We start from the raw sequence: 13,562 nt of genomic DNA, 5'->3' as shown, positions 1-13,562 counted from the left end.
TTTCGGACATCGCGATGCAGAGGTCTCGATGCGCTCATGTTGAGGACGAGTCTTAGAGTTCCTCATCGTTACGCGGTTCGATATTAATGCTCTTGTTGAGGTCGCTGATGGTGGCGTTGAGCGCCTCGAGTTGAGTCACCATGTCGTCGTAGGTGGCTACATTTGCCTCGATAGCGTCGTACAGGTTGTTCAACGAGTTCTGACGATCAATGAGCGATGCGCGCTCATAGTTGAACTGTTCCGAGGAGCTAAAGTCACCATTGTCAGCGCGGGCGTTGAAGTCATCGATATCGCGATTGAGGCCGTCATATCCCGCGTTGTAGGAGTCGTAGTCGTCATCGATGCTCGCGCGCAGAGCATCGAGCTCCTCGACGAGCTTCTTGCTGGCGTCTTGCTGCGCGGTGAAGACGGCGTTTGACTTCTCGTGTAGGGCTACCACCACGGAACGGTCGGTAAAGTACTCGGCGTAGTGCTCTTCAAGCTCGGGGCTGAGGTCTGAGAACTCAGTTCCAATAATCGAGTGCAGTTCGTTGGAGCGCTCGCCAGGCTCAGTCTTTGCATAGAACTCGAGCGTCGTGGCAAACTCCGGATCGTCCTTCATGCGTTCCGCTGCGGCTTCCAACAGCGGAGCCAGTCGCGCCCGTTCGTCGGCGGAGGTTCGGTCCCACGCGGCGTGCAGCATTTCGTGCGCGGCGACGACCTCTTCGATGCCGGCGAGACGATCATCCGTTACGTCAAAGAGATAGATCGATTTTTCGCTGGGGAAGTAACAGCCAAGCACTCCGAAGTCTTCTTCGACGTTTGAGCAGGTGTTGTTGAAGGTGGGGTTTGACTGAATCGTTGGTTGGCTTGCGTAGAACAAGAACTTGCCCTCATCGGACATGTCTGATGAGGTGACGTACTGCTGCACGCTCGCTGAAGGTTCGAATTGCCAGACAGTGAACTGATCGGCGATGAGCTGCTGGTTGGTGAGCGCCCATACTCCGGAAAAAAGTACCGCACCGTTGAGTAGGAGCGCAAACGCAATCGCAACGGCGCGCGACACCGTCATGGGAGATCGGCGATCACGCTCGCGCAGTATCGGCGAATTATCCTCAGTACTCACGAAACTACTCTAACTGAGCCGCGGGTAAGAGGGCGAACCTGCTGCGGTTCTAGAGGCGGCTCCATGCTTCGGTCAGCACCGAACGCAGGATCGATTCTATCTCGTCAAACTCAGCCGGCCCGATCGTCAATGGCGGTGCCAGCTGAATCACAGGATCGCCCCGATCATCCGCACGACAATACAGCCCAGCATCGTAGAGAGCCTTGGAAAGGAAGCCGCGCAGCAGTCGCTCCGATTCATCCTCGTTGAAGGTTTCCTTCGTCGCCTTGTTTTTGACCAACTCAATACCGAAGAAGTAGCCATCGCCACGAACATCGCCGACGATCGGCAGGTCAAGCAAGCGCTCAAGTGCAGCGCGGAACTTCGGTGAATTTTCGCGAACGTGCTCGTTGATCTTCTCCTCTTCGAAGATGTCGAGGTTCTCGAGCGCAACAGCAGCTGATACCGGATGACCACCGAACGTGTACCCGTGATAGAACGTCGTGGTGTCATGTTTGAAGGGCTCGTAGATTCGATCTGAGACGATCGTCGCCCCCATGGGGGAATAGCCGCTCGTCAGACCCTTGGCGCACGTGATCATGTCCGGAATGTAGTCGTAGGCGTCACAGGCAAACATGTGACCAAGGCGGCCGAACGCGCAGATCACTTCGTCGCTCACGAGCAGCACGTCATACTCATCGCAGATCTCGCGCACGCGCTGGAAGTACCCGGGCGGTGGCGGGAAGCATCCACCCGAGTTCTGTACCGGCTCCAAGAACACGGCGGCCACAGTTTCAGGACCCTCGAACTGAATCATCTCTTCGATGCGGTTTGCCGCCCACAGTCCGAACTCTTCTTCGGTTCCGTGGAAACCCATTTCTTCTGCGCGGTAGTAGTTGGTATTGGGCACCCGGAATCCGCCAGGAACGAGAGGTTCGAACATCTCCTTCATTCCGGGGATGCCCGTGATCGCCAACGCACCCTGAGGAGTGCCGTGATAGGCCACTGCACGAGAAATCACCTTGTGCTTAGTGTGACGCCCCTGAAGTTTCCAATACTGCTTTGCCAGCTTGAACGCTGTCTCGACGGCCTCGCCGCCACCGGTCGAGAAGAAGACGCGATTCAAATCACCGGGGGCATAACCGGCTAAACGGTCAGCCAACTCGATGGCTTTCGGATGCGCGTAAGACCAGAGTGGGAAGAACGCGAGTTCTTCAGCCTGCTTAGCGGCAACTTCGGCTAGGCGTTTGCGGCCGTGACCAGCATTGACGACGAAAAGCCCACTCAGGCCGTCGAAGTACTTCTTGCCCTTGCTGTCATAAATGTGGTGGCCCTCGCCGCGCACAATAATGGGCACGCCGTGACCGTCTTCCATCACCGACTGGCGAGAAAAGTGCATCCACAGGTGATCTTTTGCTTTTTGCTGCAGATCGGCTTCGTCGAACTCTGGCATGGCAGATACTTTCTTGATTGGGATGGAAACGAGGTTTAGCGTGTGCCCCAGTTATAGAACTGCTTGTGGAGTCGCAGGTACACGAAGGTTTCTGTAGAGCGAACGCCTTCGATGCCACGGATGTCGCGGTTGAGGAGATCGATGAGGTCATCGTCGTTTTCACAGACGACCTCAACGAGGAGGTCGAAGCTGCCGGCCGTGAGTACCAGGTAGTCGACCGCCGGGAGTTTGCCGATCTTTTCAGCAACTGCGGCGGCGTCGCCCGACACCTGGATGCCGATCATGGCTTGCCGAAAAAAGCCCAACTGCATGGGGTCGGTGACGGCGACAACCTGCATGACCCCGGAGTCGGTAAGCTTTTGAACGCGCTGTCGCACCGCAGCTTCGCTGAGCCCGACCGCTTTGCCGATTTCGGCGTAGGAGCGGCGTCCGTCGTTTTGCAATTGTTCGATGATCGCTTTTGAGACGTCATCGATATTCGCAGGTTTTACTGCGGAACTGCGCGAAGGGGTGCTCATGGGTCGATTTTGTCAGTTGAATCAGTCTTCTGCAAGCGATTCCGTATCAAAATAGTGATTTCACAGCGGAAATCATCAGTTCAACAGTGGATTCTTGACGGCGTGGTCGGTATCTTGGTGGCATGAGCGCTTCTGAGATCCAAAACTTTATCAACGGCGAATACGTTGCCGCCCGCACTGAGAACAGTTTCGATGTGGTCGACCCTGCAACTGAGGAGAGCTACGCGGCATCACCGGTGTCCTCATCCGTTGATGTCGACGCCGCCTATGGCGCGGCTGCCACAGCGTTCGAGACGTGGGGCGAGACCACTCCGGCAGAACGCCAGCTCGCCCTGTTCCGGATCGCTGACGCGATGGAAGCACGCGCAGATGAATTCGCCGATCTGGAATCGAAAGATACTGGCAAGCCCCGCGCGAGTCTGGTGGCCGATGAGATTCTGTTGTCGGTCGACCAGATTCGATTCTTTGCCGGGGAAGCCCGCCACCTTTCGGGGATGGCCTCTGGCGAGTACATGAAAGACCACACCTCGTCGATCCGTCGGGAGCCGATCGGGGTCATCGGTCAGGTTGCACCGTGGAACTACCCGCTCAACATGGCGGTGTGGAAGGTTGCGCCGGCGATCGCCGCGGGAAACACGACGGTGCTCAAGCCGAGTGATACGACACCATCGTCAACGCTGTTGTTCGCAGAAGTCGCCGCCGAGTTCCTGCCCGCTGGTGTATTCAATGTGCTCACAGGAGATCGAACGACTGGTGGGCTCATGATCGACCACAAAACACCGCAGATGGTGTCAATCACTGGCTCGGTGCGTGCCGGTATGGAAGTTGCTAAGGCGGCATCCGTCGATCTCAAACGAGTTCATTTGGAACTGGGCGGCAAGGCGCCGGTGGTGGTATTCAACGATGCTGACATCGCGGCGGCTGTTGCGGGAATCGGCGCGGCCGGCTACTTCAATGCGGGGCAGGACTGCACGGCGGCAACGCGCGTGATTGTGCATGAGGACGTGCATGATGAGTTTGTCGCCGAACTGGTGACCTGGACTCGGGCGAATGCAAAGACCGGTGCGCCAGACGAAGACGTGTACTTCGGCGCCGTGAACAATGCCAACCAACTCGCCCAGGTTTCGCGCGTCGTTGACGAACTGCCGTCGCACGCGCAGATTGAACTGGGCGGCCAACGCCAAGGTCAGCGAGGTTACTTCTATGAGGCGACCATTATCTCGGGGCTCCAGCAAAATGACTCGGCAGTGCAGAACGAAATTTTCGGGCCGGTCATCACTGTGCAGAAGTTCAGAGATGAGACGCAGGCACTCGAGTGGGCGAACGGCGTGGACTACGGCCTAGCCTCAAGTGTCTGGACTCGAGATCATGGCCGCGCTATGCGCTTCGCCAAACATTTGGACTTCGGATGCGTGTGGATCAACACCCATATTCCGATTGTTGCCGAGATGCCCCACGGTGGCTTCAAACACTCCGGCTATGGAAAAGACCTTTCAAGTTACGGCTTTGAGGACTACACCCGCATCAAACACGTAATGAGTTTTATCGGACAAGCGTGACGTTCTCCCGCGAGAAATCGTCAAGCGTGCCTAAACTTGCGGCGTGAAGCAAGACTTCGACGATACGATTACCGCGGGCCAACGCCCCAGCGTGCAGCCGACTGAGCCTGACCTCGAAGACACGATTATTCTTGCGTCGAGAAAGCGGCCGGCCGCAGTGCAACCGTTCGCGCGCCCTGCCGCTGCTCGCAGCAAATCGTCTGCTCAGCCGTCGTCTCGCATGCCGACGCAAGTGAGCGCCCAACCAGTGACTCAGTCGCGCCCTGCTCCGGCAAACTCAGCTGAGACCTCAGCGCTTCATTACCGGGTGCAATTGGATGGCGCCGCCGGCACCCACAACCTTGAATACCCCTGTGTCTTCGGGCGGGACCCACGCCCACCCCGCATCGTTAGGGGAGTGGGGCCGCGGCTTATTGCGGTCAATTCACCGACTAGGGAAGTGTCGGAAACCCATATCGAAATACGTCAGCTCGGTGCTTCGGTTATCGTGACAGATCTTCGCTCTACCAATGGTTCGGTTGTTCAAGTACCGGGAAATGCTGCGAGAAAACTCCGGCAGGGTGAGTCGGTAGTCGTATCTGCTGGCACGCTAGTGGATATTGGAGACGGAAACATTATTCGGATTCTGCCCCGGCGGCGTCTGGAGTAAATCACGCAGGAAGGTAGCCGTGACAGAAATCGGCGGCAACAACTCGGGCCACACCATCGCATTGCCAGGGCGAGAAGACCAGACATTTACATTTGCTTGGGCTGCAGGCACGCACACTGGCCATCGGCGTGCCGCAAACGAGGACAGCTATGTCGCTCGATCACCCATGTTCGCCGTCGCTGACGGTATGGGCGGACATTCTGCGGGTGATCTCGCTAGTGCCGCCGTCGTCGAACGACTCGACGATGCCATCACGGGCGACTTCTTGCCTGCCCGTGCCGTTGAACGTGCGCTCGAGCGAGCGACGGACTATATCGGCTTGATCGCCCAAGACAGCGAACTTGGAGTCGGCACCACAGTCACCGGCGCCATAATTACCGAGCACCACGAATCGGCAAGCTTCGCCGTGTTCAACGTGGGCGATAGCCGTGTCTATTCGTTTGAGGGCGATGCTCTTACCCAAATAACTCGTGACCACTCTGTCGTGCAAGACCTCGTGGATGCGGGTCTTATCTCGCGCGACGAAGCTGACGATCATCCTGATGCCAACATCATCACGCGCGCCATCGGATTCAACGCGGCACCTTCGCCAGACTTTTGGATGGTGCCGATTCAGCGCGGACAACGGTTACTGATCTGTTCTGATGGGCTCACTCGGGAGGTGCCAGAGGGAGAACTCTCGCGGCAGCTGGCCGAGCGTCGTGACCCGGCCGAGACGGTCTCGACCTTGATCGACTCTGCACTCGATAGTGGTGGTCGAGACAACATCACGGCGATCATCGTCGATGTGCTAGAAGTACCTACAGTGGACTAGGCGGTCGGTCCTCCATACTGGGGACAGACATTCTGGCCCCAGACAAGGGGCAGAATCCGGATACTGAGCTAATTGCTCACTTAGAATGGTCGAACTCGTCGACATGTTAGGGGTGTGCTGTGGCTCGAAGACTGCCCTCTGATCCCCCTGCGCTTCCGGGTTTTTCGCACGTTCACGTTCTCGGCTCCGGCGGCTTTGCCGACGTCTTTCTTTATGAACAGAACATGCCACGACGGCAAGTGGCGGTCAAGGTCATGTTGAGCGAGGTTGTCAACGATCAGGTTCGCCAGATGTTTCAGGCCGAAGCGAACCTTATGGCCCAGCTCAGCGCGCATCCGTCGATCCTCACGGTGTACCAGGCGAGCGTGTCATCAGATGGGCGACCCTACTTGGTGATGGAACTCTGTTCCTCAACCCTCAGCCAACGCTATCGAGCAGAACGACTACCTGTGCCAGAGGTGCTGCGCATCGCCATCAAGATCGGCAGCGCGATTGAGACTGCCCACCGCGCCGGCGTACTGCACCGCGATATCAAGCCGTCGAACATCCTGACGACCGCTTACGGGCATCCGGTGCTCTCAGACTTTGGCATCGCGGCGACTCTCAGCGAGTCCGAGAATCTTGAAGCAGTTGGCATGTCCATTCCGTGGTCTGCCCCCGAAGTGTTGATGGATGAGACCGCGGGCACGATTGAATCTGAACTGTGGTCGTATGCCGCGACCGTGTACTCGCTCTTGGCCGGCCGCTCACCATTTGAGGTGCAGGGGGAGTCGAATAAGTCGACTGACCTCATTTCGCGAATCAATCGGGCAAAGCCTCGATCTACGGGCCGCGGCGATGTTCCCGAAAGTTTGGAACGTGCGCTGAACCGCGCGATGTCGCGCAAGCCAGAATCGCGTCAGGGCAGCGTCTTAGAGCTGGTGCACGAACTTCAAGCTGTGGAGTCTGAGCTCGGTCTTTCCCAAACTCCCATTGAAGTTGCGATGGATGATTGGGCGCTCGCGACAGTTGCAGAGCTCGAGGATCGAACTCGCGTTCGACCAGGTCAAACTCTGCCAGTCTCATCCGCCCAGCGTCGTAAGCGTCGTCGTCCGGCCGCGATCGACGACAGCTTCGGCTCCTTCGATAGCGATGCCGTTGACGGCAAGGAGGCACGGCGAAAGACGGGATCAAACCCACTTCCCCGAAGCAACGGTATGCAGTTGGTCGCCTGGGTGGGTGTGGTCGTCGCCGCACTGATTGTGGTTCTCGGAGCGACAGTGACCTTCGCGCAATTGCAATCACGGTCAAGCGGAATTCCTACGGTTAGTGACATTGGGGCAACTGTGTCCAGCGATGTCGTGGAATTCAGGTGGGCTGACCCAGGACTCGAAGCGGCAGACTCGTACCAGATCACCACGACCGACGGACAACCGCCGGTGCAGCAACGTGAACCCAATTTCGTGGTCGACGCGGAATCAGGCGAGAACGTGTGCATTTCAGTGACGGTCACGCGCGACGGCAAATCGGGACCATCGAGCGCTCAGAAGTGTGCGGTGCTGCCATGACGATAGGTAACTCTGGTCGTGGCTGTGGCTAAGGGGTGGCGTGGGGCGCGTCGTTCAACTGTTGTTGGCGCGGTGAGTACCTCGGCGATCGTCGCACTGATAGCGACGGTCGCAGTTGTGTCGACGGGGTATACAGCTCAGCGAGTTGACCTTGCCGACGGCGCAGTGTGGGTTGCGAACAACCAACAGCAGGCAATTGGCCGTGCGAGCACGGAAGTGCTTGAAATTAACTCGGTGGTTGGCGCTCAAAGTGCTGACCTCGAAGTTGTTCAGCACGGCGAGAACGTCTTGCTGTTCGATCGCTCTGAGAGCGCGATCGATGTTGTCGACCCTGCGCTGTCGGAGGTCGCCGAGAGCGTTGCGCTGCCGCCTAACCAACCCGAGGTCTACTTTGCAGCCGACAATGTTGTTGTGCTCGAACATGGCACGGGCGAAATATGGATCCGCTCCTACGACGATTTTCTCAACTTTGATGCCGAATCAGCCGCGTCGCTGAGTCTCGGCGCCGACGCCATTGTGAGCGTCGACGAGAACGGACTGTTGTTCGCGTTCTCCCCATCGACGAGTCAGCTGTTCCGGGTGAACGCGGCGATCTCTGACACCGCGGAGTCAAGTGTCACCCTCGATCTCGACACCACGGCCGAACTCAGCATCACGTCGGTAGCGGGCCAGTGGGCGATCCTCGATGCGGATGCTCAACTGCTGTATATGGATGGCAGAACCGTTGACCTCACCGGTCTAATCGACGGTGGTAACGGCCCAGTTCTCCAGCTCCCGTCTGTTGGGGGAGAGCGTGTGCTTGTCGGCTATAGCGATGGCGTATTGAGCGTTCCGCTGAGCGGTGCGGCAGCAGTGGGCTTGGCCACCGGCCAGTCAGGATTGGCTGCGGCTCCACTTCGGATTGGTGATTGTGAATTCGCCGCCTGGACAAGTGGCGAGAATTGGCGACGCTGTCCTACTGATGCCGGCGATGGTGTGATGCTGCAATTGGCGGAGATGGAGGCCAATGCGCAGCTTTCGTATTCCGTCAATGGCACGCGTGCCGTTCTCAACGACCGACTCACCGGCCGCACGTGGGCTGTGCAGTACGACGGCGAATTGATCAACAACTGGAACCAACTCATCACTACTGACGAGGAAGAACCTGAAGTAGAGCAAAACCTTCTCGATCTTGAGCCTGAGGTCGACAAAGTGCAGCAGCCGCCAGTGGCAGTCGATGATGTCTTCGGAGCTAGGCCAGGGCGCGCAACTGTTCTTCCTGTGCTGTTAAACGACCATGACGCGAACGGCGACGTTCTTGTCGTTGAAGCGTTGCCAACTATTAGCGCCGGTATCGGCCGAATCGACCGCATTAACGAACGTCAACAGATTCAAATCACGCTCGAACCGGGAGCAAGCGGTCAGATTAGCTTTGGCTACACAGTCAGCGACGGTCGCGGAGGCACTGCCACCGCAAACGTTGTCGTAGAGGTCCGGGCGGATTCCGAGAATTCTCCACCGCAACAGGTGCGTGCCACGAAGTTCACAGTACAAACGAGCGGCCGCGTTACTGATCAGATTCTTGGGGATTGGGTTGATCCCGACGGCGATCCGTTCTATCTGACGAGCGCATCGGTAGCAGTTCCCGATGCCGTGAGTTACAAGCCGGGCGGCGACGTCGTATTCTCTGATTCTGGCGCCGGTGGCGAACTCAAAATTGTTACGCTGGTGGTCTCTGATGGAGACGCCGAGAGCTCGGGGAGCATCTCAGTTTCGGTCAAGCCACCAGGCGAAGTGCCAATCGAGGCCGATCCCTTCGTAGTGCTCGCATATGCGGGTAAAGAAGTCACCGTTTCGCCGCTCAGTCATGTTCGGGGTGGCAACGGTAACATCCGCCTCAATAGCGTTCCTGCTAAGACCGGCGCGCAAGTCCTGCCCAGTTACGAGACCGGAACCTTCCGCTTCACGAGTGATGAGATTCGCAGCCACAATCTCGAATACGTGGTCACAGATGGCAACCTGACGTTCACGGCATTAGTACGCATCGACGTTGTCGCACCGCCTGACGCGAACACGTCACCGATTACGGTGCCAAAAACGATCTTTGTGCAGACACTTCAGAACGAACGAATCGATGTCGCCGGAACTGACGTCGACCCCGCCGGCGGAGTTCTCCTCGTCACTGAAATCATGAACCTTCCTTCTGGCTCCGGCGTGCGCGCCGAAATATTGGAACAGCGACTCGTTCGCGTGAGCCTCGAAGCCCCGCTCGATGGTGGGCCGGTGAGCTTCAACTACCGCATCAGTAACGGACTCGCGGATGCCGTCGGCGTGATTACCGTTGTCGAGATCCCTGCTCCGTCCCGGCTTCAAGCGCCCATTGCAAACGATGATTCGGTGACGGTTCGCGTAGGACAAGCCATCGACATCCGTGTGCTTAACAACGACGAACATCCTGATGGTCTTGAGCTAACCCTTGTGCCGAAGCTGGCTCAAGATCTGCCCGAAGACTCGGGCCTATTGTTCGCGTCTGGTGAAGTATTGCGCTATCTAGCGCCAGATCGCACCGGAAACTTCACTGCGGCGTATCAAGTTGCGGGACCAGACGGTCAGTCAGCAACCGCGATCGTTCGTATCGCCGTGCGTGAACTCGACCCAGCAAGCAATAATCCACCGGTGCCGCCAACGGTTACCGCACGTGTACTTGCCGGTGACACCGTTCGAGTGCAAATCCCGCTGACATCAGCCGACCCCGATGGTGACTCGGTGCAACTTCTTGGGCAAGCAACTAACCCCAGCAAGGGTGCCGTAATCGAAGTTGACTCCAACACCTTCGTCTATCAGGCCGGAGAGTACTCGGCTGGAACAGACACCTTTAGCTACACACTGATCGATTCGTTGGGCGCGCGAGCGAACGGTGAAATCAATATCGGCATTAGCCCTCGAATCGATGGTGCCCGAAATCCGGTTGCGATCATTGACGAGGTTACGGTAAAGCCGGGCATTACCGTGTCGGTTCAGGTGCTCGCCAATGACTCTGACCCCGACGGAAGCCCACTGTCGGTCGTCTCCGTTGAGCCGAATGATCCGGTAACTGTCGCCGAGATCGACGGTGATGTTGTCAAAGTGACTCCGCCGGATGCGCCCGGCGACTACGGAATCATTTACGTGATCGAAAACGAAACGGGAGGTTCGAGCCAGAACTTCATCCGCGTAACGGTCGACCCTGAGGCGAAGCCTGCCTACCCGGTGGCAACGGACAGTGTGCTCACGCTGTCTGACGTGCTCGACCGCAACCGCGTAACGGTCGATGTCCTTGGCGATGTCTTCTTTGCGGATGGCGACCCGCGCACACTCTCGCTTGCGATCTATTCGGGGTTCGGCGATGTCGCGCGTGTGACCTCAGACAAGAAAATCGAGGTCTCCGTCGAGGATGCGGGCCAGATCATCCCGTTCCGTGTGACCAACCCGGTCGATCCCACCGCATTCAGTTACGCCTTCATCAAGGTACCTGGCTACAACGATGCTTTGCCACAGATTGATCGTCGCGCCCAGAAACTGAGCGTCAATAGCGAGAGCACTCTTGTGATCGACCTCAACGACTACATAATTGCGGTCGGGGAAAAACCGGTTCGGCTCACCGACTCCAGCACAGTGTTGGCCACTCACGGCGATGGCTCTGACCTCGTGCGCGACGAAGACACTCTGGTGTTCACATCGGCCGAAAAGTACTTCGGTCCAGCATCCATCGCGTTTGAAGTCACCGATGGTACTTCGGCAACGGACCCCGAAGGCCGAACCGCAATTCTTGTGCTGCCGATCGATGTGCTTCCGCGTGACAATCAAGCCCCAGTATTTGGTGGCGCGGTCATTGACTTTGAGCCGGGTCAGGAGAAGGAGATTGATCTCCTCAAGCTGACAAACTATCCGTACCCGGATGACCTCGACGAACTCGCTTACTCAGTGCTGAGCCCCTTGCCTGAAGGTTTCACCTACTCGCTCGACGGCACAGCGTTAACTCTTCGAGCCAATAACAGTGCATTCAAGGGAACGCGAACCTCGATTTCACTCGGCGTTCGAGATGACCTCTCTGAGGGCAAATCAGGGCGAATCGAACTTAACGTGGTTCCCTCGACGCGACCGCTCGCCAGCCCTGCCGCCGATCTCGCGATCGCCAAACGCGGGCAGACGACTGTCGTCGATGTGCTCGCTAACGATGCCTCAACCAATCCGTTCCCTGGCGCACCGTTGCGCGTGGTCGACATTCGCGGACTCGGTGGAGGCGCCATCCCCGCCGGGCTCTCCATCGTGCCGAGCAGTGACAACAGCACTCTGACCGTCACCGTTTCGGCGGAAGCAGTCCCCGGCGACGTGAACCTTCAGTATCGCGTTGCGGACGCCACAAACGACGTGACTCGCTACGTGTGGGGCATAGTCGTGGTCTCAGTTCAAGACCGACCCGATTCGGTCTCGAACCTCGGCCCGAGCGGCTTTGGTGACAAGACAATCATGATGCGCTGGAACGCTGGTCCAGCCAACAACTCGGCCATTACGTCGTACCGGGTAACGACGAAGGCGGGCACAGTCGTCGTCAATACGACGGAGTGCGCAGGCACAACGTGTGCGATCGCTACAACAGGAAACGGCCCAACCAACGCGGTCAAGGTGACCGTTGTCGCCATCAACGCGATCGGGGAGTCCGATCCCGTAACGTTGGCAGACGCGGTCTGGTCAGACATCATTCCCGTTGCGCCAACCGCGCTGAGCGCAGCTCCCCTTGACCACGGCCTGCGACTGACCTGGAATGCAGCCCCGACGCCATCCGGCGGTTCGCCAGTTGACCGCTATCGCGTTGTCGTTGGCGGATTTGAGACCTTACTGGGATTGGCTCAGTGCGATGGCACTACGTGCACGTGGGACACCCCATCCACTTGGGTGCTCGACAACGGTGTAGCAGTCACCTACACAGTGAGCCCTCGCAATGCCGCGTACACCGCACTTTCCGTCTGGAACACCAGCGAGCCACGCAGCGCCGTTCCGGCTGGCCCGCCGATTGCGCTTGCGGCACCCGTGGCGAGTGTTGTGAACGACAGCACGGCCACCCTCGCCTGGGCGGGCGCGTTCAACGCGAACGGCCGACCAATTACCGCCTATACGGCTGCTGCCTACACCGGAACTGCTCCCACTTGTACCGCAAATGGTTCGATCACCAGTTATGGTGCAGAGCTTTCTGCGGTCGGAAGCGGAACCTCCGCGACGTTCACTGGGCTCTCACCGAACCGCACATACTCAATGCTCGTGTTCGCAAACAACGGCCAGGGCTGCACCGCATCGCCTACAGTCATCGCGCATACCCCGCCAGCAGTCGTTACCGCGCTCAATACGGCAGGTCCAGTGCCCAATGGCAACCGGTTCGATTTCACCGTCAACGGCGGAAGGATGGGCAGCGATCCGCTGACGAGCGACTACACGCTCTACTACCGGTTGAGTGGTGGCAGCGTTCCCGGAACAATCTTCGGTCCCGTCGCACTCGGATCGTTCTTGACCGCGGATGGGGGTCAACAGTACGGACAGTACATCTCTGTCGAAGTGCGCGCTTGCCGAAGCTATGGTTCCGGACCCATCTGTCAGCCCAGCTGGTCAGCACCGTTCGCACTCGGCGTTCCCGTGAACCCCTCAGTGCGCACCCTCACGTTCACCACGGATGGAGACCTCCTTAACCAGAGCGGAACATTTGAGTGGCTCGACTGGCCCACAGGAACCTATGAATCCGTGCAGTATCGATGCGGCGGAGCAACCCTTGGACCCTGGCAGACCGCTATTACGACCACACCAGGTGGTAGCTGCCACGCCGACGCGGCTCTTAAGGACACCCCGACCCTCGTTGTGCGCGTGATCGCCAACGGCGGGCAAACTTACGACAGAACGTACAACGGATTCGATTATGACTAAAGGTGCG

Annotated in this window: 8 protein-coding genes; 5 read left to right on the top strand and 3 right to left on the bottom strand. The window is 58.1% G+C overall.

Annotation, left to right across the window (positions count from 1 at the left end; genetic code table 11):
* Nucleotides 1-52: 52 nt before the first annotated feature.
* The 3 genes from ABD112_RS10255 to ABD112_RS10245 are packed head-to-tail and all read right to left on the bottom strand — an operon-like array spanning nt 53 to nt 3,055.
* Nucleotides 53-1,105 (bottom strand): hypothetical protein, encoded by a 1,053-nt coding sequence (locus ABD112_RS10255; protein ID WP_343925566.1) that lies wholly within the window; start codon nt 1,103-1,105, stop codon nt 53-55.
* A 49-nt stretch (nt 1,106-1,154) separates the two neighbouring features.
* On the bottom strand, nt 1,155-2,537 hold the full coding sequence (locus ABD112_RS10250) for an aspartate aminotransferase family protein (RefSeq protein WP_343925565.1): 1,383 nt from the start codon (nt 2,535-2,537) through the stop codon (nt 1,155-1,157).
* 35 nt (nt 2,538-2,572) lie between these two features.
* The gene (locus ABD112_RS10245) at nt 2,573-3,055 is read right to left on the bottom strand and encodes an Lrp/AsnC family transcriptional regulator (protein ID WP_343925564.1); all 483 of its coding nucleotides are present in this window, start codon (nt 3,053-3,055) and stop codon (nt 2,573-2,575) included.
* Between the two features lie 122 nt (nt 3,056-3,177).
* On the opposite strand from ABD112_RS10245, the gene ABD112_RS10240 reads away from it, so the two are divergent.
* The 5 genes from ABD112_RS10240 (at nt 3,178) to ABD112_RS10220 (ending at nt 13,555) form a co-directional block, all read left to right on the top strand.
* A complete protein-coding gene (locus ABD112_RS10240; RefSeq protein ID WP_343925562.1) occupies nt 3,178-4,614 on the top strand; it encodes a gamma-aminobutyraldehyde dehydrogenase in 1,437 nt (478 codons plus the stop codon).
* A gap of 43 nt (nt 4,615-4,657) precedes the next feature.
* Nucleotides 4,658-5,263, top strand: coding sequence for an FHA domain-containing protein (locus ABD112_RS10235; RefSeq protein WP_343925561.1), 606 nt, complete (start codon nt 4,658-4,660; stop codon nt 5,261-5,263).
* Nucleotides 5,264-5,282: 19 nt separating this feature from the next.
* Nucleotides 5,283-6,077 (top strand): PP2C family protein-serine/threonine phosphatase, encoded by a 795-nt coding sequence (locus ABD112_RS10230; protein ID WP_343925559.1) that lies wholly within the window; start codon nt 5,283-5,285, stop codon nt 6,075-6,077.
* Nucleotides 6,078-6,196: 119 nt separating this feature from the next.
* Nucleotides 6,197-7,624, top strand: coding sequence for a serine/threonine-protein kinase (locus ABD112_RS10225; RefSeq protein WP_343925558.1), 1,428 nt, complete (start codon nt 6,197-6,199; stop codon nt 7,622-7,624).
* Nucleotides 7,625-7,642: 18 nt separating this feature from the next.
* Nucleotides 7,643-13,555, top strand: coding sequence for an Ig-like domain-containing protein (locus tag ABD112_RS10220; RefSeq protein ID WP_343925556.1), 5,913 nt, complete (start codon nt 7,643-7,645; stop codon nt 13,553-13,555).
* Nucleotides 13,556-13,562: the final 7 nt, after the last annotated feature.

This window comes from Rhodoglobus aureus (assembly GCF_039527955.1).
In the GTDB taxonomy this organism is placed as follows: Bacteria; Actinomycetota; Actinomycetes; order Actinomycetales; family Microbacteriaceae; genus Rhodoglobus; species Rhodoglobus aureus.
This window is presented reverse-complemented; position numbering and strand designations above follow the sequence as displayed.